This window comes from uncultured Dokdonia sp., assembly GCF_937910895.1.
Lineage (GTDB): Bacteria > Bacteroidota > Bacteroidia > Flavobacteriales > Flavobacteriaceae > Dokdonia.
Map to the genome: position 1 here is coordinate 39,635 of NZ_CALEMI010000044.1, position 24,764 is coordinate 64,398.

At 34.9% G+C, this 24,764-nt stretch carries 23 protein-coding genes and 1 pseudogene; 8 read left to right on the forward strand and 16 right to left on the reverse strand.

From position 1 onward, the window contains the following. Positions 1–11: 11 nt before the first annotated feature. The 3 genes from Q0505_RS05290 to cysS form a co-directional block, all read right to left on the reverse strand. Positions 12–743, reverse strand: a complete 732-nt coding sequence (locus Q0505_RS05290) for an abortive infection system antitoxin AbiGi family protein (RefSeq protein WP_299209893.1) — start codon at positions 741–743, stop codon at positions 12–14. Between the two features lie 250 nt (positions 744–993). Continuing rightward, positions 994–1,245: a membrane protein insertion efficiency factor YidD gene (yidD, locus tag Q0505_RS05295; protein ID WP_299209896.1), complete on the reverse strand. Its 252-nt coding sequence runs from the start codon at positions 1,243–1,245 to the stop codon at positions 994–996. After that, complete coding sequence (gene cysS, locus Q0505_RS05300; RefSeq protein ID WP_299209899.1) at positions 1,245–2,729, reverse strand: cysteine--tRNA ligase; 1,485 nt, start codon at positions 2,727–2,729, stop codon at positions 1,245–1,247. The genes yidD and cysS overlap by 1 nt, the downstream gene beginning before the upstream one ends. Before the next feature lie 432 nt (positions 2,730–3,161). Between cysS and Q0505_RS05305 the strand changes: the two genes are divergently transcribed. Continuing rightward, on the forward strand, positions 3,162–4,181 hold the full coding sequence (locus Q0505_RS05305; RefSeq protein ID WP_299209902.1) for a hypothetical protein: 1,020 nt from the start codon (positions 3,162–3,164) through the stop codon (positions 4,179–4,181). A gap of 249 nt (positions 4,182–4,430) precedes the next feature. On the opposite strand, the gene folE is transcribed toward Q0505_RS05305, so the two are convergent. From folE to Q0505_RS05320, 3 genes are all read right to left on the reverse strand, one after another. After that, entirely contained in the window at positions 4,431–5,126 is a 696-nt protein-coding gene (gene folE / locus Q0505_RS05310; protein ID WP_299209905.1) for a GTP cyclohydrolase I FolE, read from the reverse strand. 130 nt (positions 5,127–5,256) lie between these two features. Then, on the reverse strand, positions 5,257–5,958 hold the full coding sequence (locus Q0505_RS05315) for a LytTR family DNA-binding domain-containing protein (protein ID WP_299209909.1): 702 nt from the start codon (positions 5,956–5,958) through the stop codon (positions 5,257–5,259). Beyond that, positions 5,955–7,001 carry a histidine kinase gene (locus Q0505_RS05320; RefSeq protein WP_299209912.1) on the reverse strand — a complete coding sequence of 349 codons (1,047 nt, stop codon included), beginning with the start codon at positions 6,999–7,001 and terminating at the stop codon, positions 5,955–5,957. The genes Q0505_RS05315 and Q0505_RS05320 overlap by 4 nt, the downstream gene beginning before the upstream one ends. A 65-nt stretch (positions 7,002–7,066) precedes the next feature. Between Q0505_RS05320 and Q0505_RS05325 the strand changes: the two genes are divergently transcribed. Both Q0505_RS05325 and Q0505_RS05330 read left to right on the forward strand, forming a co-directional pair. Next, positions 7,067–7,192, forward strand: a complete 126-nt coding sequence (locus Q0505_RS05325; protein WP_299209915.1) for a hypothetical protein — start codon at positions 7,067–7,069, stop codon at positions 7,190–7,192. A gap of 21 nt (positions 7,193–7,213) precedes the next feature. After that, a complete protein-coding gene (locus Q0505_RS05330) occupies positions 7,214–7,591 on the forward strand; it encodes a MotA/TolQ/ExbB proton channel family protein (protein ID WP_299209918.1) in 378 nt (125 codons plus the stop codon). Between the two features lie 66 nt (positions 7,592–7,657). Here Q0505_RS05330 and lptB read toward each other — a convergent pair whose 3' ends face one another. The 4 genes from lptB to Q0505_RS05350 all read right to left on the reverse strand — a co-directional run bounded on the left by lptB (position 7,658) and on the right by Q0505_RS05350 (position 10,977). Then, positions 7,658–8,401 carry an LPS export ABC transporter ATP-binding protein gene (gene lptB / locus Q0505_RS05335; RefSeq protein ID WP_299209921.1) on the reverse strand — a complete coding sequence of 248 codons (744 nt, stop codon included), beginning with the start codon at positions 8,399–8,401 and terminating at the stop codon, positions 7,658–7,660. Positions 8,402–8,613: 212 nt separating this feature from the next. Further along, a complete protein-coding gene (locus tag Q0505_RS05340) occupies positions 8,614–8,964 on the reverse strand; it encodes a carboxymuconolactone decarboxylase family protein (protein WP_299209924.1) in 351 nt (116 codons plus the stop codon). A gap of 205 nt (positions 8,965–9,169) precedes the next feature. Continuing rightward, positions 9,170–10,012 (reverse strand): twin-arginine translocase subunit TatC, encoded by an 843-nt coding sequence (gene tatC, locus Q0505_RS05345; RefSeq protein ID WP_299209927.1) that lies wholly within the window; start codon positions 10,010–10,012, stop codon positions 9,170–9,172. Further along, positions 10,012–10,977, reverse strand: a complete 966-nt coding sequence (locus tag Q0505_RS05350; RefSeq protein ID WP_299209930.1) for a KpsF/GutQ family sugar-phosphate isomerase — start codon at positions 10,975–10,977, stop codon at positions 10,012–10,014. Before Q0505_RS05350 ends, tatC begins: the two co-directional genes overlap by 1 nt. A gap of 85 nt (positions 10,978–11,062) precedes the next feature. Here Q0505_RS05350 and Q0505_RS05355 point away from each other — a divergent pair, with 85 nt between their 5' ends. Then, entirely contained in the window at positions 11,063–13,258 is a 2,196-nt protein-coding gene (locus tag Q0505_RS05355; protein WP_299209933.1) for an ATP-dependent DNA helicase RecQ, read from the forward strand. 106 nt (positions 13,259–13,364) lie between these two features. Here the strand turns inward: Q0505_RS05355 and Q0505_RS05360 are convergent, their stop codons facing one another. Together Q0505_RS05360 and Q0505_RS05365 are read right to left on the reverse strand one after the other, a co-directional pair. After that, positions 13,365–13,703, reverse strand: coding sequence for a DUF6249 domain-containing protein (locus Q0505_RS05360; protein ID WP_299209935.1), 339 nt, complete (start codon positions 13,701–13,703; stop codon positions 13,365–13,367). Between the two features lie 173 nt (positions 13,704–13,876). Next, a complete protein-coding gene (locus Q0505_RS05365; RefSeq protein ID WP_299209937.1) occupies positions 13,877–14,701 on the reverse strand; it encodes an FRG domain-containing protein in 825 nt (274 codons plus the stop codon). 391 nt (positions 14,702–15,092) lie between these two features. Between Q0505_RS05365 and Q0505_RS05370 the strand changes: the two genes are divergently transcribed. After that, positions 15,093–15,677, forward strand: a complete 585-nt coding sequence (locus tag Q0505_RS05370; protein ID WP_299209939.1) for a sigma-70 family RNA polymerase sigma factor — start codon at positions 15,093–15,095, stop codon at positions 15,675–15,677. Further along, on the forward strand, positions 15,664–16,083 hold the full coding sequence (locus tag Q0505_RS05375) for a hypothetical protein (protein ID WP_299209941.1): 420 nt from the start codon (positions 15,664–15,666) through the stop codon (positions 16,081–16,083). The genes Q0505_RS05370 and Q0505_RS05375 overlap by 14 nt, the downstream gene beginning before the upstream one ends. Before the next feature lie 13 nt (positions 16,084–16,096). Here Q0505_RS05375 and Q0505_RS05380 read toward each other — a convergent pair whose 3' ends face one another. Together Q0505_RS05380 and Q0505_RS05385 are read right to left on the reverse strand one after the other, a co-directional pair. Next, complete coding sequence (locus Q0505_RS05380; RefSeq protein WP_299209943.1) at positions 16,097–17,209, reverse strand: hypothetical protein; 1,113 nt, start codon at positions 17,207–17,209, stop codon at positions 16,097–16,099. A 290-nt stretch (positions 17,210–17,499) separates the two neighbouring features. Next, positions 17,500–18,714 carry a bifunctional alpha/beta hydrolase/OsmC family protein gene (locus tag Q0505_RS05385; protein ID WP_299209945.1) on the reverse strand — a complete coding sequence of 405 codons (1,215 nt, stop codon included), beginning with the start codon at positions 18,712–18,714 and terminating at the stop codon, positions 17,500–17,502. A gap of 698 nt (positions 18,715–19,412) precedes the next feature. Here Q0505_RS05385 and Q0505_RS05390 point away from each other — a divergent pair. Beyond that, on the forward strand, positions 19,413–20,489 hold the full coding sequence (locus Q0505_RS05390; protein ID WP_299209947.1) for a methyltransferase: 1,077 nt from the start codon (positions 19,413–19,415) through the stop codon (positions 20,487–20,489). 272 nt (positions 20,490–20,761) lie between these two features. Here the strand turns inward: Q0505_RS05390 and Q0505_RS05395 are convergent, their stop codons facing one another. Further along, positions 20,762–21,910: a glycoside hydrolase family 130 protein gene (locus tag Q0505_RS05395; protein WP_299209949.1), complete on the reverse strand. Its 1,149-nt coding sequence runs from the start codon at positions 21,908–21,910 to the stop codon at positions 20,762–20,764. A gap of 367 nt (positions 21,911–22,277) precedes the next feature. Between Q0505_RS05395 and Q0505_RS05400 the strand changes: the two are divergent. Then, positions 22,278–22,415 (forward strand): annotated as a pseudogene (locus Q0505_RS05400) (group II intron reverse transcriptase/maturase); the annotation flags it as partial. 97 nt (positions 22,416–22,512) lie between these two features. Here the strand turns inward: Q0505_RS05400 and Q0505_RS05405 are convergent. After that, positions 22,513–24,678 carry a CHAT domain-containing protein gene (locus Q0505_RS05405; protein WP_299209950.1) on the reverse strand — a complete coding sequence of 722 codons (2,166 nt, stop codon included), beginning with the start codon at positions 24,676–24,678 and terminating at the stop codon, positions 22,513–22,515. Positions 24,679–24,764: the final 86 nt, after the last annotated feature.

Sequence of the window (24,764 nt, forward strand, 5' to 3'; positions counted from 1 at the left end):
ACCATAGTTATTTAAAAGTCATTTAATATTCTTTCGTATGATAATATTCTAGTTGTTAATCTATCTATTTCATGCATTGTGTAATTCTTTCCTTTTACATGTCTAATATGCGCTATAATATTATCAATTTCGCTTTCTTTCTTTACAATTATATATAGAATTTGATTTGCATTAAAATACAATCTTTCATTTTTCAATTTTGAATTACAACTTCTTTTTTTTGCGGGAGTATCATATTGGTTTAAATTATGCCATGCAAAAAAATCTTCATTAAAAGGAGGTACATATCTCCATTCTCTTTCATCTGCAAATCGGTATTTTTCTATTGTCTTTCCCTTACGAAATAAAGGGCCCTCATAAACCTTAGAATATCTAATAATATTGGTTTTATTCACTCGCTCTTCTCTTGGAATATCCATATCCCAAGAAACTTCCCTCATATTGTCAATCAAGTCAGCTGCAAATTTTGAAGAACTATTTAAGTAAACAACTGGGTTTAATCCTTTTTCCACTGCCCATTCTTTGCTAAGCCCTATTCCATAATGACCGTATTTTTCAATATGTTCTGTTATTTCAGATATTTTTATATCACAAAATGAAACCATAGGAATTGCAACTTCTACTGGCCTAGTGCTATGATTAAGCTTTTCTACACAATATTTCAATTTAAAATTATCGCTTAATATTCCTTCAAGTCCTTTTTTTGAAGTAAAGTGAAAAACAGTTGATGGAGAAATACTCATGTTCTTGCTTTAATTTATCTTAAAAATCAACCTACTTTGCAGGTGGTTATGTTCTTTTGGCTTTGCCTGTACTGCACAATTTTTTGAATCCGATTATATACTTGAGACAGTTAATTCAGTAAATAAAAGTTGCCAAGGTTGCCTTTATAGAGGCTTTCCAAAGCCACCTTCTAAGAAGGTGTGATTTTTACTTACGTATAACACATAAGTAAAGATAACAAAGTCAGTTTTTCCTAACCGTATTCTGACCTTATTTTTTAGCATCTTCTTTTGGAGGTACAGGGTCATAGCCTTGCCTGCCCCATGGATGACAAGAAAAAATACGTTTTATAGATAAGCCACCACCTTTGATGAGTCCGTGGGTTTGTAACGCCTCTTGGGTATAATGCGAACAGGTAGGTGTAAATCTACAGGTAGAGGGTGTCCAAGAGGAGATCAACTTTTGGTATAACCAAATAATACCTAAAAAAGGTGCAATAGCTATTTTTTTAAAGGAAGCCATTAGTTCACAGTAAAGGTGGTGCCTTCACGACCATCTTTCAGCTGAATTCCTAAGGCTAATAACTCATCACGAATCTTGTCGCTAGTGGCAAAGTCTTTATTCTCACGTGCTTCTTTACGTAATTTGATCAATAACTCAACAGCGCCAGAGAGTTTGGAATCGTCCGCTTTCGCGAAAGCGTCCCCATCTTCAAGACCCAACACATCAAAAACAAAGGCATTCATCGTCTGTGTAAGCAGTTTCAGATCGTCTGCTGTGATGGTTGCTTTCTCGTCTTTAATTAGGTGTATTTGCTTTACAGCTTCAAAAAGTTGCGCAATTAGAATAGGACTGTTAAAGTCATCATTCATTGCATCATAACAAGATTGTTTCCAAGCAGGAACATCCATCGTACTCGTTGTATCAGTCGGTAATGACTTCATCACTTTCAACGCATCCATCAATCTACCGAAGCCTTTTTCACTAGCGATCAAAGCATCATTACTAAAGTCAAGAATACTTCTGTAATTGGCTTGTAGCACAAAGAAACGAGCAGCACTCGGTGCAAACCCTTTACTTAAATGCGGACTATCGCCAGTAAAGATTTCGCCTGGGTTAATACTATTGCCTGTACTTTTTGACATCTTTTGTCCATTAAGCGTAAGCATATTGGCATGCATCCAATAGCGTACGGGAACAGTGCCTATAGCGGCTTCGTTTTGTGCAATCTCACACTCGTGATGTGGGAATTTTAAATCCATACCACCACCGTGGATATCAAATTGATCTCCTAGATATTTGGTACTCATCGCTGTACATTCTAGATGCCAACCTGGAAAACCATCTCCCCAAGGGCTAGGCCAGCGCATAATATGTTCTGGTCCTGCTTTTTTCCAAAGCGCAAAATCCTGAGGGTTTTCTTTTTCATCTTGTGCGTTGAGCGCACGAGTATTGGCGATCATATCTTCCAGCTTACGACCACTTAATTTGCCGTACTCGTGATCTTTATTGAAGGTAACGACATCAAAATAGACAGAGCCGTTTTTTTCATAAGCATAGCCGTTTTCTAGAATTTTTTTAATAATCTCAATTTGCTCTATGATATGTCCCGTTGCTGTCGGCTCAATACTAGGCGGCAGAAAATTAAAAGTATTTAAGATATTATGGAAGTCAACAGTATATTGTTGAACCACTTCCATAGGTTCTATTTTTTCAAGACGTGCTTTTTTGGCAATCTTATCTTCACCTTGATCGCCATCATCGGTAAGGTGACCAGCATCGGTGATATTACGGACATAACGTACTTTATATCCTAAATGCTTTAGGTATCTAAAAATCATATCAAAGCTCATAAACGTACGTACATTCCCTAAGTGTACATTACTATATACAGTAGGACCACAAACATACATTCCAATATGTCCTTCGAGGAGGGGAATAAAATCTTCTTTCTTTCCTGTAAGAGAGTTGTATATTTTTAAGGATTGCTCTTTATATAATGCCATTCGTTGGTCTTTTAAATGATAGTGAATTTTATTAGTGAAACTCGATTTTGAGAAGTCTGTAAGACGACCTCAAAATTGTAAGTTGAACTAATCCCGCTTTTTGGCGGGACTTTGGTTTAATATTTTTTTATTGTTAACGAAGATAGTACGCTTTGTGTCAAAATCAAAAGCGATAACAGAGAGTTATCGCTTTTTTGAAGAATATCTATTCTTTTTATACTATAAAGTTTCTGTAGGGTACTATAAGACTATGTATTTATGAATTTCTTTTTGACGATAAAAGTGATGTTCAAGTATCAGAATGGCAGTATTTTACGGTTTTTCCGCACATTTTATTTTTTTTGGGTAATGAAATAAAACACCTGTTACTATGAAGTAGAGGCGGAATCCGAAAAGCCTAAGATAGAGTAGGAAACAAGTAACCATTAAGTCATGAAAAAACTATTAACACTACTACTCATGAGTGCACTATTGTTTGCATGTAGTAAAGAAGATGCTGTTGAAGAACTTCAACAAGAAACCGATTCATTAAACCTAACCCAAGAAAGAAATACGGATGCTGAATCGTCTGCTGAAATGTTAGAATTTGGATCTTTTGACGAACTAGAAGCTTTTATAAGTCAACTCCAAGAGTCTGATGCAGATTTATTAGACGAGGCAATGAGTATGTCTGCCGAGAGTGGACATCATTCGTTATTGTATATCTATGATGCAGATTTAGCTACATTAGATGAATTAGGAATTCGTATGGAAGATGTTGCCGTGGTGCACTCCTATGATGATATGCTACATCTTTTATTAAACCAAAATGGAGAGGTAAAAGTCGCTAATCAAATTTATAGAATAGATGGAGAGTTTGTGTATCAATATGCAGAGGGATCTAGTAATCAGATTTCAACGTTCCTAGCAAATTATAATGCAGGTGAGATTCGTTTAGAGAAAGGCGATTCAGAGCAAATCAGTGAAGAATTGTTAGTGTATCGTCATAATAACGATGAAGATATTACTGGAGATTTAGATAGAGAAGCTACCGAAAATGAAAGAGGGGTAGCGGCTTATGATTATTTTTCTGGAGGACAATACCGTATGAGATCTAGACAATTTAATGGATACTGGTGGTTTTACAGTAACATAGGTTTCTCTACTAAAGTGCAACAAAGAAAACGGTATTGGTTTTTTGGATGGCGTTATTACTGGAGTACAGTACAGAGATATAACCGTTTAAACTATGAAGTTTCTTACACAGGAAATGGCGTAGGATATCCTTCGTATGTCAATAATGCGCAAGGCGCCAAAGATTGTTTTTGTAATATAGCTTCGAGGACTATAGATTGGTCTGTAGGATTCCCTGCGGCTCCTTTTTATTATACCATGAACTCAGGTCAAAGTAATCATTGGGCACATGAGTTTAGTGTCTCTCCAAATACTGTGAGTAGGACGTTTAATTATTAATACATTGTTTCTAGTATAAACAGAAAGATCGTCTAGTAATAGACGATCTTTTTTGTTAGTGAAACGTTGTTTTTCAAAGTCCAAAAGACGCATACAAAATGGGTAGTTGAACTAATCCCGCTGAAAAGCGGGATTTATGGTTTAATACCTCGACTCTTGGGTCGATTTTTAGTGTCCAGAGTTTCTATGGAGTTTAAGATCTTTATTATGCTGAGTATGCTACTTCCATTACGCTTTCGCGAAAGCGTACTAAAAATCAGTATCTAATTTTATATAATCCAGAAATTCCCTACGGGTTTCTATTTCTTTAAATTTCCCTCCAAACTCACTGGTGACCGTACTACTTTCTATATCGCGAATCCCACGGCTATTCACACACAAATGCTTTGCATCTATCACACAAGCGACGTCTTGAGTTCCTAGTACTTCTTGAAGCTCTTGTACGATTTGCATCGTAAGGCGTTCTTGTACTTGAGGACGTTTTGCATAATAATCTACAATACGATTCATTTTAGAAAGTCCTACTACAGAACCATTAGAGATATAGGCTACGTGTGCTCTGCCTACGATGGGTAAGAGGTGATGTTCACAAGTAGAGTACACCACAATATTTTTTTCTACAAGCATTTCTCCATACTTGTAATTATTGTCAAATGTAGATGCTTTGGGTTTGCGATCTGGATGTAAACCTCCAAAAATTTCATTCACAAACATCTTTGCTACACGAGTAGGTGTTCCTTTAAGGCTATCGTCAGTCATATCAAGACCTAGCGTTTCCATGATGTGTGCAACGTCTTTTTTGATACTCGCTATTTTTTCGATATCACTTAGTTCAAAAGCATCATCCCTTAGTGGAGTAATAGCACTTGAGCCTACGTGATCATTACCCATTGCTTCGATTTGCTCTTGGTAACGCTCTGTGTTTTTTTCTATTTCTGTTTTCATTAGCATGTCATTTCTTACCAAAGGTCATACATATATAAACTCCGTTAGAAATATTTTAGTGTTATCCTGCTTTATGTCGAAACAAAGTAAACAGGCTTGCAAAGATAATTAATATAGTTATTATAGCTCATTATTTTATTGAAGTAAGACGTTGAGCCACGGGATCTCTGTAACTCCTACTTATAGGAATGGCAGTACGTCCTATAGTAATCTGTTCATTTGTAAAGCTATCAATTTTTGAAATGTTTACAATAAACGAACGATGTGTGCGTATAAATTGCTGCTCAGGAAGTTTATCTATAACCGTAGTTGTTGTTTCTCTGGTGATACATGTTTCTTGTGATGTATGTAGCTTTATATAGTCACCGTAACTTTCTGTATATAATAGTTCATCAAAGGCGATTTTGACCATTTTACGATCACATCTAAAAAAAGTAAAATCATACGTTTCCTGTTGTTGTACAGACACTGACTGTTCTTCTATAAATTTATGAACCGCTTTCATAAGACGTTCTAAAGAGATCGGTTTTAACAAATAATCTACCGCTTGAAGCTCGAAACCATCTACAGCATATTCTCTGTATGCAGTAGTAAAGATTACTTTACTATTCCCTTGAATTGCTTTGGCAAACATAAGTCCTGTTATTTCAGGCATATTAATGTCTAAGAACACAAGATCTATCTGTTGCTTACTTACTACAGAAAAAGCTTCGGAAGCATTTTTACAACAAGCCACGACAGTTATCATCTCTATTTTACTAAGATGTGTTGCAAGAATATCTCGTGCTGTAGGTTCATCATCTACAAGTATGGCAGTATAGGTTTTGGTCATAATTGTATCTCTAGTTGCACGGTATAGGAGTGCTCGTTTTCTGTATGTGAGAGTGTATATTGACCTGGATACAGTGTTTCTAATCGTTTTTTGGTATTCTCAAGCCCAATCCCATGACTCTCTGAAGGACTGTTATTTTTGCTGTTCGTATTTTGAATGGTAAAAAGCAAGTGGGTAGGTGTTGTTTCTAAATGAATCTCAATATCTAAAAATCCGTTGATAGGTGTTCCATGTTTAAATGCATTTTCTACAAAAGCTATAAACAACATAGGCGGGATCTGAATTTCTTTTTGAACGTCTTTTGTAAAACGCACACGCAATGTATCTCTAAAGCGTACCTGTTCCAATCCAATATAGGCATCTATATGTTTAATTTCTTCGGTTAATGGGACTAAGGGCTTTTCTATTTGATTCAGAATATAATCTAACAGGTTAGAGAGTTTAAGAATCAGATCTGGAGTTTCTTTAGACCCTTTAAGCGCAAAACCATATACAGTATTCAAGGTGTTGAATAAGAAATGTGGATGTATTTGCTGTTTTAAATAGTGGAGTTCTTTTTGTTTCAGCAAGAGTTTTCCTTCTAACAATTTATTCTCCAACTCTTTATTTCTATTGGAAGTCTTGTGATTATATCTCAATAATTGAACAAAACAAACCATGCAAACAACGAGATAAACGAGAATCAAAACAAAGACGACATTGCGAGTAAGCAACGGCATTTTCCGAATAGAAAAGTCAGAAAGAAAAATGAGATTGACAAACGTAATAATGAGTATGAGATATATGGAGCAAACCACCGTATACAACAAATACAGACTAAACTGAACGTACTTTTTGGGGATCAGGTATTTAGGAATCAGCAGATATGATATAAAATAGGTAATGGCAGCCGTCACAGGTAATAAACTTGTAGAAAACCAAAAAACAAAATCCTCATTATTAGATCCGTAACTAAAAAAATAACTGTAAAACAACCATACGCCTACCCATAATAAAAGATGTAGTGGTGTGAATTTTAATTCCTTTAAAAGTGGTTTTAACATCGTGCAAAGGTGTACAAAATCTTTCAACTATATAGGTTTTTGAGATAGATTACACATTTTCCGCTTTGAATGACATTTTTGCATATAGATTTGTACATTGGATGCTATATTTGGTTATAACGGGTTTTAAAAAAGGGATTGGTCGTAATTACGCTTTCGCGAAAGCGTATACAGCTACTTTTACGACATAATAACTTTTAAAAATAAAAATTATGTCGCAATTAGTAGATCGCATTCAGGAAGGTGGACCTGTATTTATGGTGCCTTTGGTTATTCTTATCATTACCATCATTGTTTTATTTGTCATTGCTTTATTAGGGAAGAAGAACATACTTCATACCAATCAGCTGATAGGTCACTTGAGTCTTTTTGCGATGATGTGGGGATTTTTAGGATCTACGATAGGACTTATAGCAGCCTTTGACGCAATTGAATCTGTAGATAGTATATCGCAACCTATGTTTGCAGGTGGTCTTAAAGTCGCTTTATTAACGACTGTATTTGGGTTTGTGACTTTTTTAATAGGAAGATTAGCAATGCTAATATTGACGATAAAATCTCAAAAGTCAACCACAGTAGCGGAAGCTTAGTACCTATCGCATAGAATTTCAAAAGCCCTTTTCTGTGTGGAAAAGGGCTTTTGAAGTTTATCAATGTTATTGATCTAATATTTTTTTCTTTCGAAGTTCAAAATTCTGTCCGAGATATACTTTACGTACCATTTCATCGGCAGCTAGTTCTTCGGGGACTCCGTGTTTTAAGATACTTCCTTCAAACATCAAGTAGGTACGATCTGTAATGGCAAGGGTTTCTTGAACGTTGTGATCGGTAATAAGGATCCCAATGTTTTTGTCTTTAAGTTGTGCTACAATACGCTGGATGTCTTCTACAGCCACAGGATCTACCCCTGCAAAAGGTTCATCCAAAAGTATAAAATTAGGAGAGGTGGCAAGCGCACGTGCAATCTCTGTACGACGACGTTCTCCTCCAGATAATAAATCGCCTCTGCTTTTACGGATATGACCAAGGCTAAACTCTTCTATGAGTTCTTCCATCTTATGGAGTTGTTCTTTTTTTGAAAGTTTGGTCAGTTGTAATACGCTTAAAATATTATCTTCAATGCTCAATTTTCTAAATACCGAAGCTTCTTGCGCGAGATATCCAATCCCGTTTTGAGCACGTTTGTACATTGGATATTTGGTAATCTCTTGATTTTCTAAATAGATATTTCCTCCGTTAGGTTTGACCAACCCTACGATCATATAAAAAGAAGTTGTCTTTCCAGCTCCATTAGGTCCTAGCAATCCAACAATTTCTCCTTGATTTACTTCTACAGAAATCCCTTTGACCACTTTTCGGCCTTTATAGGATTTCATAAGATTTTCTGCGCGTAGTTTCATCTATTTTAAATTTTTATTTCATTAGAAATGAAACAAATAAAAATGTATTTCTTGGGTTCAATGCTACGCTTTCGCGAAAAAAGCTACTTCATTTACAAGATAAACAATACATTAAATTTGTTTATGCTCATTTCATAGATGCTAAAGATACAAGTTTCAAAAGATTCGTAATAGGCTACGGATTACTTTAGGAATGTATTAACGCTAGTTGTCTAGGCGTTTTGTGTTTCTAATTCGTGCCAAAACTCTCTTGCTCTACGTAGATGAGGTATTACAATTGTCCCTCCCACAAGGGTAGCAATACTCATGGTTTCCATCATTTCTTCGGTAGTGACGCCTTCTTTATAAGCAGTTTCAAGATGGTATTTGATACAATCATCACAGCGTAACACTGCAGAGGCGACTAAGCCTAAAAGTTCTTTGGTTTTTACATCCAGTGCTCCAGGAGTATAGGAATTGGTATCTAAATTGTAAATACGCTTAATCACTTTATTATTATCACCAAGTATCATCTCGTTCATACGCGTACGATACTCATTAAATTCTTCTATTTTCTTACTCATGATTATTTACTTTCATCCCCGTGAAGACGAGGATCATATTTATTGACCGTAATTTTATTTTTTCAACGTATAGATCAGCATAAACTCCAATAAGAACCTTACTATATTAAATCTATATTTTAATTAAATTTAGGAATCTTATTTTTATTCTAACCGTGGTTTCAGCACACTGTTCGTATTTCTTTTTTCAAGGTTCGCATTTTGTTTACGCCATTTGTCTCTTGGCTCTTTTTTCTTCCCGTTTTAAAACAATACGACTTATGATAATACTTACTTCATATAAAATCAAGATAGGCACTGCTACTATGACTTGCGTCGAAATATCTGGAGGTGTGATAATCGCAGAGAGAATCAGTACAATCACAAGTGCATACTTACGGTTTTTTCTAAGAAACTCAGGTGTCACTAATCCAATTTTTGTTAAGAAATAAATAATAATTGGAAGCTCAAATATGATCCCTGCCGCTAGGACAGATGATCTAACCAAGCTAATGAAAGAGTCAATATCGAATTCATTTTGTATAATTTCAGAAATCTTAAATCCAGCTAAAAAGTTGACTGATAATGGGGTGATGACATAGTATCCAAAAAAGGCTCCCATAAAAAATAATAGGGAGGCAATGAATATAAATCCTCTAGATGTTTTCCGTTCATTGTCGTATAATCCAGGAGAAATAAACTTCCAAAATTCATAGAGTATATATGGAAAACCGACAACGACTCCCGCCGTAATAGACGTCCATATCGCCGCATTAAACTGCCCTGCTACCTTACGACTTTGAACAATAAAATCTAAATCTCCTTCTCCTATACATCCTTTTTCCATTCCCACTAAATTAGATATCCTACAAAGAATATCATAGGATATAAAATCAGCATCTTTTGGACCAAAAATAATAACATCAAATAAAAATTTTCTAAATACAAAAGCAACGGTAGCAATAACAAGAACAGCTATAGTAGATCGTATTAAATGCCAACGTAATTCTTCTAAATGGTCTAGAAAAGACATTTCAGATTGTGGAGTCTTGGTTTTTTTTGCAGCCATTAAATGATTCCTTCTTTTATTAAATCGTGTATGTGTACTACACCACTATAATTTCCTTGATCTGTTGCTAGTAATTGACTAATCCCGTGCTCTTCCAAAATGCGTTTTGCAGTAATTGCCATCTCATTATTATCTACTGTTTTTGGAGCCGCACTCATAATATCTCGTGCCGTCAGTCCTTCAAGCGTATCATTTTTAGAGAGCATTCTACGTAAATCACCATCGGTGATGATCCCTATTATTTTTTTGTCTTCAATCACTGCAGTAACACCTAAGCGTTTGGCAGAAATTTCTATGATGACTTCTTTAATACTAGCTTCTGGAGCAACGACTGGTTTTTCATGTATTTGAGTAATATCACTTACACGTAAATATAATTTTTTCCCTAAAGCACCTCCTGGGTGATATTTTGCAAAATCTTTTTCAGAAAAACCTCTCAAATCTAATAATGCAATTGCAACCGCATCACCAATCACTAATTGTGCGGTTGTACTTGTGGTAGGCGCTAGGTTATTAGGACAGGCTTCTACTTCTACATACGCATGCAACACATAGTCGGCTTGCGTCCCTAAAAAAGAATCTCTATTGGAAGTAATCGCGATTAATGGATTATTTGTCTTCTTTATCAGCGGTACTAAGACTTTAATTTCTGGTGTATTACCACTTTTAGAAATACAGATGACCGTATCATCTTGTTGAATGGTTCCTAAATCTCCGTGTATAGCATCGGCAGCATGCATAAAGATAGCGGGTGTTCCTGTGCTATTCAATGTGGCTACAATTTTTTGTGCAATAATGGCGCTTTTGCCTATACCTGTTATGATGACGCGTCCTAAAGACTTGTAAATCACAGACACTGCTTGTGCAAATTCTTCGTCTATTAATGTTTGAAGATGGGCAATAGCTTTCTGTTCTATAGCTATGGTTTTCTGGGCGCTAGCAATTATCTGCTGTGAAATATTCAAAATTTAGTTTTTATAGGGTTTGTATACCGTAAGGAATTCACTATATTTATGTAATACAAAGGTATGCAAAAATGCAGAAGAATACATGAATACGGAGCAATTAGACTTACACGCAGCACTTAAAAAATATTTTGGTTTTTCCCAGTTTAAAGGACTTCAAGAAGAAGTTATAAAAAGCATTGTTGGAGGAGAGCACACATTTGTGATTATGCCTACAGGAGGCGGGAAATCACTGTGTTACCAACTACCAGCGTTACTACATGAGGGTACGGCAATTGTGGTTTCGCCATTAATTGCGTTAATGAAGAACCAAGTGGATGCATTGCGCGGAATCTCTCAAGAAAATGGGATTGCGCACGTTTTAAACTCTTCACTGACCAAAGGGGAGATTAAAACGGTAAAAGAAGATATTTCCCGCGGGGTTACAAAACTTTTATATGTAGCTCCAGAATCCTTAACCAAAGAAGAAAACGTAGAATTTTTACGATCAGTTCCTATTTCATTTCTAGCAATAGATGAGGCACACTGTATTTCTGAATGGGGTCATGATTTTAGACCAGAATATCGCAACTTGCGTAGTATTCTTAAAAGAATTGGAGACAATATTCCTATTATAGCAGTCACCGCAACAGCAACGCCTAAAGTACAAGAAGATATTCTCAAGAATTTAGGAATTACGGATGCCAATACTTTTAAAGCATCTTTTAATAGACCTAATTTATATTATGAAATACGTCCTAAAACCAAGGATGTAGATGCAGATATCATTCGGTTTGTAAAACAAAATGAAGGAAAGAGTGGAATTATTTATTGTCTTTCGCGAAAGCGAGTAGAAGAATTAGCTCAAACCCTACAAGTAAATGGATTGAAAGCAGTTCCCTATCACGCGGGACTCGATGCAAAAACAAGGGTTAGACATCAGGATATGTTCTTGATGGAAGATACAGACGTTGTGGTTGCTACCATTGCTTTTGGAATGGGAATCGATAAACCTGATGTGCGTTTTGTAATTCATCACGATATTCCCAAAAGTATAGAAAGTTATTACCAGGAGACTGGACGCGCGGGACGTGATGGTGGAGAAGGACACTGTCTGGCATTTTATGCATATAAAGATATAGAAAAGCTCGAAAAATTTATGAGCGGAAAACCTGTCGCAGAGCAGGAGATAGGTCAGGCATTATTACAAGAAGTCGTTGCCTACGCAGAGACGAGTATGTCAAGACGTAAGTTTATCTTGCATTACTTTGGAGAAGAGTTTGACAATGAAACTGGAGAAGGGGGAATGCTAGATGATAATATGCGCTACCCAAAGAAAAAACATGAAGCAAAAGATGAGTTGGTAAAGTTGCTTAAAGTTGTACGCGATACCAATCAAATATACAAGAGTAAAGAGTTAGTCTTTACCATGCTAGGTAAAGAAAATGCTATTATTACATCTCATAAAACCCATTTGCAACCATTTTTTGGTTGTGGTAAAGAGCGAGAAAAAACCTATTGGCATGCCTTAATACGCCAAGCACTTGTAGCAGGTTATATCTCCAAGGATATAGAAACGTATGGTGTCATTAAAATCAAAGAAAAAGGACTAGAATATATAGAAGCCCCTTCTTCATTTATGATGACCGATGATCATACCTATGATGATAGTACCAATAATCAGATTGTCTCTGGAGCGAAAGCGGGTGGTGCTGATAAGAAGCTGGTTGAGATGCTTAAAGACCTTCGTAAAAAGGTATCAAAGAAGCTGAATATACCTCCCTACATTGTTTTTCAAGATCCATCTATAGAAGACATGGCGATCAAATATCCTCTCACGATTGACGAGCTTTCATCGGTACACGGTGTTGGTGATGGAAAAGCCAAAAAATATGGAAAAGAGTTTATAGCACTTATTAGTCAATATGTAAAAGACAATGACATTTTACGTCCAGATGACCTCATTGTAAAAAGTACAGGCGCCAATAGCGGACTCAAATTATACATTATTCAAAATGTAGATCGTAAGTTGCCTTTGGATGATATCGCAGCGGCTAAGGGGAAGCCCATGGTAGATTTTATCAAAGAGATGGAAGCCATTGTCTACAGTGGAACTAAGCTCGATATTTCTTATTGGATTGATGATCTTTTGGATGAAGAGCAACAAGAAGAACTTCACGAATACTTTATGGAGTCTGAAACCGATGGAATTGAAGCGGCACTCGAAGAATTTGATGGAGATTATGATGATGAAGAATTACGTCTGTATCGAATCAAATTTATCAACGAAGTCGCTAACTAAAAACAATTCTCTTTTTATAACATATTATTTCGCTTTCGCGAAAGCAAAAAAATCAGGTAAGCATATACTAATACTTGCCTGATCTTAAATGAAGTGTGTTATAAAACTACTTTACCAATTTACGTGTTAGGAAAAAACCTGTGAGTAAGCCCGTTCCTGCCATTAAAAAGATGACTCCTGGATATAGTGCATTCTTGTATCCTACCGCTTCTTCAAGCATCAATGCGAATAAAATTCCAAGACCAATTCCCATTAATAATAAAGCAAGATTTAAGATGAGTACTTTCCAGATAGGTGCTGTTTCCTTAGATTGTTTAAAGATGCCAGCATCCATCCCTTTTTCTATAAGTGCCAGCCGCTCTTTGTTACGTGTAGAATAATGTAAGTACGCAATCCCGAAGATAGCGACAAAAATACACACGAATACAATAATTTCTCCTCCCATAATTGTTGATTTTTTAATTGATTACTATTTATTGATTTGTCCATAAGACGGGAGATTCTTGAAAACGGTTACAGATTGGTAAAGTTTTTTTTTTGCGTGGTAGGTTTTTGATAGTTAGTTTAAGTAATCACAACGACCTATACAACAATAGGCACATATAGTTTACAATTCTTTTAGTTGAGTTTTGTAATATCATCTAAATATATATTTAAAGCATTCTTTGCATTATCTGATATACTTGGATAGATAAATGATTTAGTAATCATTTTCTTTTTTAATCTTCTTCTAATGTATTCTGCCATATGTTTATGAATATTAATACAGTAAATAGGTTTATTTTCAGAAGGGCTATTTCTAAAATAATCTTCAAAAGGAGTGTCTGGAAAAGGATTAAAAATAAGCAACCCTTCTTGAGGAATTATATTTTGATTGTAAATTGATGTAAATTGACTTATGATATTTTTCCTCGTAATCATTTTATCTTCAAAATCTGATAAAAAGTAAATAAGGTTTTCTTGATCAATATACCTATAATAATCATCTACTTTTGGAGTCTCATTTCTTGGTATTCCTTTTAGATTAATAAAATTATAATTTGAATTAAGCTCTTTGTCAATTTTGTAAATCGAAAAATAATCTTTAATGGAATTAGAAGTTCCAAAATAACTTATTTTTTCGGTGGCAAAGTACAAGGCAACGTCAAAATTATATGTCCAGTCTAAAAGTGGAGTTGGTGCACCATAGTGCTGAAGTATACTCATTAATGGAAAATCAATTTCCCAATTTTTTAATCTATAGAATTCGAATACTTTTTTGAAAAGGAAATCTTTCTTTGCCCTATTAAGCATAAATTTGAACATTTTAAGATATTCAATATTTTCTTTACCCTTCCATTTTGTAAGTGAGTTGAGTATCCAAAATCTTTGAGCAGAGTTGTATAGTTTATATTCTGCAGAATTCATTCCTCTATAGATGAATCTTTTTGTTTCAGTATTCAAATAAAGTTCACTATTATACCAATCATCAAATTGTTCAATCGTATCAATTGTATAATGATGACTATTGTATGATGTGCTAAAAGTATTTCTCTTATCATTTAGATTATTTTATATGTCTAAATTATCCATATGGTCTTTGATTTTAGTTAGCGATTACAAGGATGTAGTGACAACAATGCTTAGATAACTCATAGCGTGTTTACTTGTAAATATAATTGATTTATAATAGTTTATAGAGTTGTAAAGTTATTATGCTATGATTTAATTACTATGTTTAGTTCATAGTTAAAAAGCATTTTCCTTTTAACACATAAACAATATATCTTCTTTTCACTAACTTTTCTAACAAATTCTGTAACCAAATCTGATAGTAAGGAGTCTTACCCATATCATGACCCATCAAGATGATCAAATTTTTATAACCAAAACATTGGCAGGCGAGGTAAATGCCTTTGCGGTTCTCATCGATCGGTATAAACACATGGTCTATACGTTGAGTTTACGGATGATGAAAAGTACTGAAGATGCAGAAGAAATAGCTCAAGATGTGTTTCTAAAAGCGTTTCAGAAATTGGAAACGTATAAAGGAACCTCTAAGTTCAGTACGTGGTTATATAGTATTACGTATCATAGATGTCTGGATGCGCTTTCGCGAAAGCGAAGACAACCTATACATCATGCTACAGAGATATTAGAAGAAATTACTGGAGAAAAAACAGCGGGTATTCTCGAAGCCATCGAAGCAGATGAATTAAAAGAACAGCTAGAAGAATGTATCCAGCAATTACGAGAAGAGGATGCTTTTTTAGTTACTTTGTATTATCTTGAAGAGCAAACACTAGAAGAAATTGCAACGGTAACGGGAATGACAAAAAATAATGTAAAAGTGAAGATTTTTCGGAGTCGGAAGAAATTATATACGATCATGGCATCACAATTACCTAAAGATATAGTAGCGCGATATGAAAGGAACTGAAGAAAAACAACTAGACAACGTCATGTCTAAAGCGATACAAAAGGCAGCCGTACAATCACCATCAAATGATTTTACGCAAACGCTTATGCATAAAATTCAAGCAGCACAAACTTCTCAAACCACCATTGTTTATCAACCCCTTATTTCACGTCGTATATGGGGACTTTTGGGTATTATTTTTGGACTTTTAATCGGGTATGTCAACCTAAGTAATATAAGTTTTACCGCAGTGTCTGATTTGATAGAAGAGACATCAGATACGATGGGAACTTGGAATGTACCTGCGTGGGAGTTTCCTAGCATTGATTTTTCTTTAGCGACCACAAGTCCTTTTGTATACGGCGCATTGATCCTCGTTGGTTTCTTATTTGTAGAAATTGTAGTGTTAAAACGAAAGTATTCTTAACACCATACACTTTCTAATAATAAGAAATTTGTAGTCGAGTTGACTTATCTAATATTTTCTCACCATCAACAATAATATAAGAGGTGATGTCGGTAGGATTATGATGCTCATCATATACATATTCATACATAAGGTCTCTGTGAATTAGGACGTCGTTATATTGGTCATAATCATCTCTAGCTACTTGTATGACTTTATCGAAATAATTACTGTACGTTACATTATAGGATTCTCTGTTCTTATTAGAATCTGTTTTGACATAGGTTTGTATGTTGTCCTCTATATCATAGGAGACGTTGACTATTGTTTCTAGATACATCCCATCTACAGTATCATTATTTTTTAATTTCCATTTTTTAGGATGTTTCCTTAACTGTTTAAATGTTAGGAAATACCTGTTAGAAATGGCTTCTATACTTTCAAATCGCCCTTTGTCATCATAGTTGTAACTATACTGATACCCATCTACAAGATCATTTTCTACTGTAAATTCGTATTGTTTTAAGGAGCGTATTTGTCCTTTTTTGTTATATCTAGCTTTATCATACGCATAGATACTAAATTCTGGAAAGTACATAGTAGAGTCATCAATCTCTCCATTCTCTAAAAATACTACGTCAATAGCACCTTGCGATCGGTAGTGTGTACGTGTATGTAAATGATCTTTTTTATACGTGTAGACGATGCTGTCTCTGGTACCTCCATCAACGTCATACGCCATATATTTCATAAGTTTCCCATCAGTATACATATAAGTATAGAAATCTTCTTTGATGATGGTATCGTGTTGAACTGCTGGTCGTAATGCTTGATTCAAATACGGAATCGTAGTATCATCGTAACGATCATTGGTAATATATTCTGTGATTTCTTTATCTCTTTTAAGCCGATAAAAATAGTTAGTCATATATACCTCTTCATTATCTGGAGATATATGTAGTATATACGTGCGATTGACATCTCTAACAGGACCTTTTAAATATATTGGATTCAATACCTTTTTTTCATCCAGAAGTTTGTAAAAATCATTTTGAGGACTAGGAAATGTAGGAAAGTCTCTCGTTTGAGCGTTACTAGTGTAGATGCAGCAAAGAACAAATAGGGTAATATATAAGTAGTTATACATATAGCGTTTGATGGATTAGTATATTACTAGTACTAAACGCTAAAATAGTTAGATTATGATATTGTGAACTATCACAAAAAAAAAGCGCCTACCCTTCCCCGTGGCAAGCACTTTTGTCATATAATCGTAAAAATTAACTAACTCTTAATTTTCAACCCCCAAATATCTAAAAATGATTTGAAACATCTTTACGGGTTCCCGTAATCGAAGTAATTTTATGACAGTTTTTACAAAAAAAAAAGCAACTACCATTTTTCTGGTAAGTGCTTTTAGTATATATCAAGTAAAAATTAGCTAATGGAACTTATCACTTGTGTTGCGCTATGTAATGTCTTGTGTACAGGACATTTATCGGCTATTTGTAAAATACGTTCTTTTTGTTTGTCATCCAGCCCATCTGCCGTTAGTTTGATCACACGTATAAACGTATCAATTTTTGCGGTAGGATCATCTTCACAAGCTTCACAGTCTTTTGGATATGATTTTGAGTAACTCGTATGCACCTCTACATTATCTATTTTCCAACCTTTACGGCGCACATACATTTGGATGGTCATTGCTGTACAGGCAGAGAGTCCTGCGGCTACAAGTTCGTAAGGAGTAGGACCATAATCATTTCCGCCTACACTAGCGGGTTCATCTGCTTTTAGATAATGATTCCCGAGTTTAAGTTGTGTGGTATATCCATCTTCATCATCTAGGCTGGCAGCTACTTGGTGCGTGGTGTTTATCGTTTCTATTTCTGGTTCAGGAATGTAACGTGCAGCCCATCCTGCAACGATCTTACCCACATAAGAAGCGTTTTTCTTATCAATCAATAAATGCTCAGAGCCGTCTAGGGTTACAAAACTTTTTGGGTGATGTGCTGCAAGATAAATCTCCTCTGCGTTTTTTATAGATACCGTAGCATCTTGTGGTGAGTGTAAAATCAATAATGCTTTATGTAAGTGACGAGCTGCTTCTACACAAGAGCTTGCCTCCAGATCATCTATAAATTGTTTTTTAAACGTAAAATCACGTCCTGCAAGAATCACATTTGCTTGTCCTTGTTTAATGAGTTCTAGCTGACTCCCTAATTGTTTCTGAACATGTTTGGGATTACTAGGTGCTCCAATAGTCGCAACCGCTTTTATACTTTCAATCTGACCACCCGCAAAAATGGCAGCAGCACCACCTAAAGAATGTCCTATAATAAGTGTAGGGGCTTTAAAATCCTTTGTCAGAAAATCTGCAGCGCTGATGAGATCTGTGACATTACTAGAAAAATTAGTATCAGCAAAATCACCTTCACTGTCTCCCAATCCCATAAAATCAAATCGCAATACCCCAAAACCCTCGGATGCCAAGGCACGACTCACATTACGTACCGCGCTAAAATCCTTACTACACGTAAAACAGTGTGCGAAAATGGCAAAGTTATGTGGGTTCTGATTAGCAGGAAAATCTAAACGCGCTGATAAAGTTTTTCCTTCAGCGTTTGTGAATGTTAATTTACGAGATCTCATGAAATTATTTTTTTGATGGTACTTTAGGTCGGGATCATTTTAGAATCCTAACGGTTAGGAGCTGTTAAGTTACAAATATTCCTCTTTCTATCAGGACATTTTTTGTGAACACTAGACACCAAAAGGAGGAGGTATCATTTTTTAAAGAGCTATACTTTTTCGCTTTAAGCGAAAAAAATAAATCAAGAAGTCAGCGTATATTCTCCCTATTACAGCTTCTAATAGCGTATCTTTAGTAACGTATTATGTAGTTATTGATATTCATTATCCCTTCCCACCACTTCGGCGAATGGATAAGGCTCTCTTTCCTAAAGTCTTTATTTACACTCATAAAACACTAGCAATCATATTGATGCCTGATTTCTAGACTATAATTACACAGTAGTGATTTTAACATACGGTTTGCAGATGTCATTAGACTGTACTTCGTTTCAACATAAAAGTACATGATTTTATTGACAAGAAGCATTCACTTTATACCCAAAATAAAAGGATGCATTCGGTATGCACTTTTTTAATTTGGGCGTGACCTTCTTCCTGAACTTGATTCAGGAAGAAGGTCGGGCTTTCCGCTACAATTCCTCGCTCTTTCCCAATCGCGATTGGGAAAGAACTGTGGGATTTTCACTGCAATCCCTCACGCAACATCGTAACACATAAAAATATTGGGAGATTCAATTACCCAACCAAAACAAAACATGAGTACAGATCTACAAATACACAGGCCAGAACCTATTAGTAAGGCAAAACAAGTAACCCGGTTTGATAATGAAACAGACGTAAAGCAAGCCATCAAAACATTGGAAGCTGGTAAGTCTATCATGATAGAAGGCTTTTATAGCAATGGCTTAATACTGCTCAAAGCATTGAAAGTACACCTTGATAAAAAGCTCCCTAACGAATCTTTTCAGGAACAACGTGCTTATCGCGCAGCCTATCATAAATTGTCCAACGGTATTCTCATCGAAATCGAAGATCATAAAGTCGCTCTTAAAAAAGCACCTTTTATTGGTTGGTTAGAAAAGCTATATCCAGAAACGAGTGATTTTGTATTGTCCTTCCCACAAATACAAGGACTCAATAGTTCGTGGCAATGGTATACAAATGGAATTTCTGTTCCTGTATTACGTAATAAAGTCCACCCCTATTATGGGACGTATTTCCCAACACGTTTTGATCACGTCATCCTTTTTGATAATTGGTTAAAACGGTATGAAGGACTTAAAAAAACGGCGATAGATGTTGGGATAGGAAGTGGGGTACTTTCTTTTCAGCTTTTAAAATATGGATTTCAGACGGTATATGGTACAGATACCAATCCGAATGCCATTATTGGATTAACAGAGTTTATGGGAGACACGAAGTTGTCACGAAAAATAACCCTAGATCATGCGCCTCTTTTTGGAAAATTTGATGCTCCAACAGAGCTGATCGTTTTCAATCCACCGTGGTTGCCTAAAATTAATCAGTTAGAGAATTTGGATGAAGCCATGTACTATGATGAAAACTTATTCCCTGATTTTTTCGCGGAAGCAAAAAAACATTTATTACCCGACGGACAATTGGTAGTTTTATTCTCAAATTTAGCCCAAATCACACATTTCAAAACAGCACATCCTATAGAAAAAGAATTGTCTGAAGGCGGACGATTCCGATTAGAACGCTGTTTTAAGAAACGTGTCAAAGAAGCTTCTATACAAACAAAGCGTGATCAGCACTGGCGTGGCTCTGAAGAAGTAGAACTTTGGGTGTTGATGCATAAGTTGAGTCTATGAGTTGTGAGTCGTTGAGTTTAAATGTTTAAAAGGTCAAATGTTTAAAAGTTATAATTTGATGAGTCTATATTCTATGAGCGAAGCGGTCTATATTCTTTCAGCATAGCGTTCTTCCTAAAAAAAGTCGATGAGTCGAGGTGTCGATGAGTTTAAATATTTAAAAGTTATAATTTTAGGAGTCTATACTCTATGAGCGAAGCGGTCTATATTCTTTCAGCGTAGCGTTCTTCCTAAAAAAAGTCGATGAGTATAGAAGATTATATACTCCGCATCTATTCCTCTAGATCATGAACTGCAACGGCAATTTTGGAATCGGCAGTGCCGTAATAAAGAAACCAATTGCCTTTAAATTTGACCAATCCTTCTACAAAACAAACTTCATTAACCTCTCCGATTTTCTCGTAATCCTTATCAGGATATATAAAATAGGAGGGAGTTCTGTCAAGTAATTGATACGGATGGTTTTTGTCAAAAAGTGCTTGACCCGCAGCATAGGTGAATTTTGGTAAGTCGGAATCATTGAAATTAGCCGCATTACTCCCATTATAAATGAGTAAGATGCCTTCCTCTTTATAGATCGCAAAAGGACCTGGCTCTACCAATCGACTATCAAAATACCCACTTCTAGGATATAATACTGAGATCATTTTTTGATTCTCTTCGTTAATGGCAACGTCCCAATGAATCAAATCGTCTGAGGTAGCTATATACAAATTAGTATCTCCAAAATACATCCAGTATTTCCCATCGATCTTTTTAGCAATATTTTTATCTCCAACTACTTCTACGACAATCGCACCCGATTTTGACCAGAGATCCTTGTAAATATCTTGGCTGAGTACGAGTCCGTGCTTTGTCCAGTTGATTAAATCTTTAGAAGAGGCAATCGCTAGTCTTGCTGTTTTTCCGTCGTAAGCGGTGTAGGTCATGATATAAGTCCCATCTGCACTTTCGATAATTCTTGGATCTTCAACACCATCAAAATAACAACTTTTACAATCCTCTACAAGTGACTCACCATTCAGTTTTCTATAATTCCACTCGTAGGGTTTCATCGCATCTTCATCAGGATAAAATACAGGAGTTTCTTGTTTTGTAAAATGAAGCCCATCGTCACTGATCGCAAGACCAATACGAGAAGTTCCCATAGAATCCTGTGCTCTATAAAACAAATACACCTGATCGTCTTTGACAATCGCAGACGGGTTGAGTACATTGCGTTCTTCCCAATTGCGTTCTTCTTTTGTGATCGGGCATTCAAATTGTAAACTAGTGGTGGGTTTTAAAATAGGATTGATACTATCTATTTTTGTGAAATTGGTGAATGCCCAATGATCTATATCTTGATGTAATTCAGCTGTTTCTACAGATTCTTTTTGGCAGCTACAAAAGAAAATAGCTATTAAAATTATTGAATACATAGATTTTATGAAGGAAGTAGCTATACGCATCATGTTTGTTGAGGTTTAGGTGGATGTAGTGGAAAGATACAGGTTTTAAACGGAGGAGTTTTTATAATAAGACGGATTACTTTTTTGAAAGTTCTTTAGTTTTTGATATAAAGGGGTTTAAGTGAAAAGTGAAAAGTGAAAAGTGAAAATGGAAATCTTGGCTTCACTTTTTTAAATATGGTCTTTTGGAGTGGGTATGGTGGTGTGTTTTGTATGGGAAGATGTTGGGGATTAGGAGAAGGTGAATTCTAAACTACCAAGTTTTTGGAACGCGATGCAATCGCGCACCAGCGTCATAGGTTTTCGTACGTGTAGGCTTCCCTGTAAGCTTACAATAGCTTATGCATGGAGTCGCACACGAATGGGAGGTTGGGCAGTCGCCCAAAGCCCTATTTTAGGAACGACCATTACCATAAAACGGTTAAAGATGAGAGGGTATATTAGTTTAATCGATTATTACAAACGAGAAGTATAATTATCGAACCGCCGTATACGAGACCCGTATGTACGGTGGTGTGAGAGGCGCAGTGGCGGTTATCTGACCGTCACCCGTCTACTCGATTAGCAAACGTTTATTTTTCATATTCTTCTTTCCAAATGTCAAAATAAATTAGGTCACTTCTTCCTAGATTAGTGTAAAGTAAATATTCAGGGATAACTTCGGAAAAAAATAATCTTTTGGAACTATTTAAATTAGATATTCTATTGTTCATTTCCTTAAATAACTTTCTTCTTTTAGAGAAATACATAGACTCTATTAAATCATAAGAATTTGAAGAGATAAGCTTGTCTTCATCTATGTTGTCATCTTTATTAAATGCCATCATGTAAGCTTCGATCATTCCAGATGTTCTTAAGATATGAGAAACATAGCTTAACCAATTTTTATGTAAGCCATTTTGACTAGCCTCTCCTAACATATTCAAAAGTCTGAAGTAAAGGGTTGAAGCAGCATTGATGGAAATAGGTAAATATGTAGATGTTACTGATAAAGCTCCAGTCTCAAAAAACGCATTACCAATAGGATTTATTGTTCCATATGTTGGAGCTGTTCCACATGCAGATAAAAACACAATTGGAGCGGTGATATTATTTTTTATGATATCGTCACCAAATAATTTTTCATCTCCAATCCATAAATATGAAGACCTTGATTCCTCATCGTAATCACCATGGCAATCAAATATTAGTAAGTCTGGTTGTATTTCTGAAATAGCAAGTTTAACTTCATCAATAGAATTGCATTTTTTAATGATAAATTTTTTAATTTTTGATAATTCATAAACTTGCTCTTGCCATACTTTAAATTCATCTTCATCAGTACCCATTATTACTAATGTTTTTTCCAAAATATTTCTAGGAATTGAATAATTAAAGGTTTTGTTTGAAACAAAAATTGACATCAAACCATGAAGTGTCGTTTCAGGTAAGCGACATATATCATGTGTGAATGATAATGGTACATCATCGATTAAAAGCCATTCGATTGGAATGTCTGATACGCAAACTATTTGTCCATCTCTTGCTTTAATTAATTTCGATAAGTCTTCAGAAAGTATTTTGCTTTTTAATGTTTTACCAAATTTATATATTGATTTTTTTATGTTTCTCCAATTTTTTGAAGTGGTTAAATTTGGAAAAGCTTGGGTGCGGAAAAAGGATAGCTCTCTATAAATTGATTTTCCTCGAATAGGAAACCTGATAATTGGACTATAGGAAAAAGATGAATGTAAATAAGCAATATCATCTAAATATTTTAGTCTCATTTGTAATACCTTCATTCCTGCATTATATATTTCTATACCTATATTCTCTTTTTTTTCAACTTCATTAATATAATTTTCAGTTTGCTCAACTAATATTGTTTCAATTTTAGGATCTCCTCCATATATTTTTTTAACATCTGGATTATGAAAAGGTAAAATCATAATTAATGGCGCTAAATTTGAATCATTTTCATTAATAGGTCTTATTAGATTTTCTGCATAACAGATTTTTGTAAAAAAATCAATATTATTTATCTGTTCTATAAATAAATTTTGTCTATTGAAAGAGTGCCTATTTAAGTGAGCTTTTCTAGATTCTTCATCTGAATAGTCTTTATTGTTTTCAGATGAGAACTCTGATGTATTAATTCCGCAATTTCCAATTATTTGATTTAGTATATAATAATTTCCTCTGGAAGGTGAAAAGTAAGGAAATGGAACATATGATTTATAATCAATTAATGTTTTAGGTTTTAATTCGATCTTGGCTACGTTTAATGCGGTAAAAATTGAATTTTGATTTTTTATTAATTGGATTATGAATTCGTTGGGTGAGTTTATTGATTTATTATTTTTTAACTCATTTGGTAAGCTGTTGAACAAGTAAGTATAAATTAATTCACTTTTTAAGTCAATTAATTTATTATAAGCTATTACTTGATTTTCATTTTCTGAATCAAAAAAATAAAGTTGAACTTGTTTAATTTTTTTAATATTGTTAAAAAAAGTATCAAAATCTTTTATGTTAATGATATTTAAATCTAATGGAGAATTATCAATGACTTTTAATGATAGTTGAAAATAATCGTGTGACTCATTTAATTGAATTAAGTCAAAAGGACATCTTTTTATAAATTCAATAATATTGTTATTAAAAGCAACAGGTGGCAAAATAGGTGATTGTAAAGGAGAGTCACCTACAATTATATTGTATTGAATACTTGTTTGATTTTTTGCGCGTAGTTTTATCAAAATGTTTGCTAACGGCAGTCTGTCTCAAAACTGCCAATATTTTTCTAAATATAAGTTTTTCTAAGCTGCTCTAGGAATGAATTTGA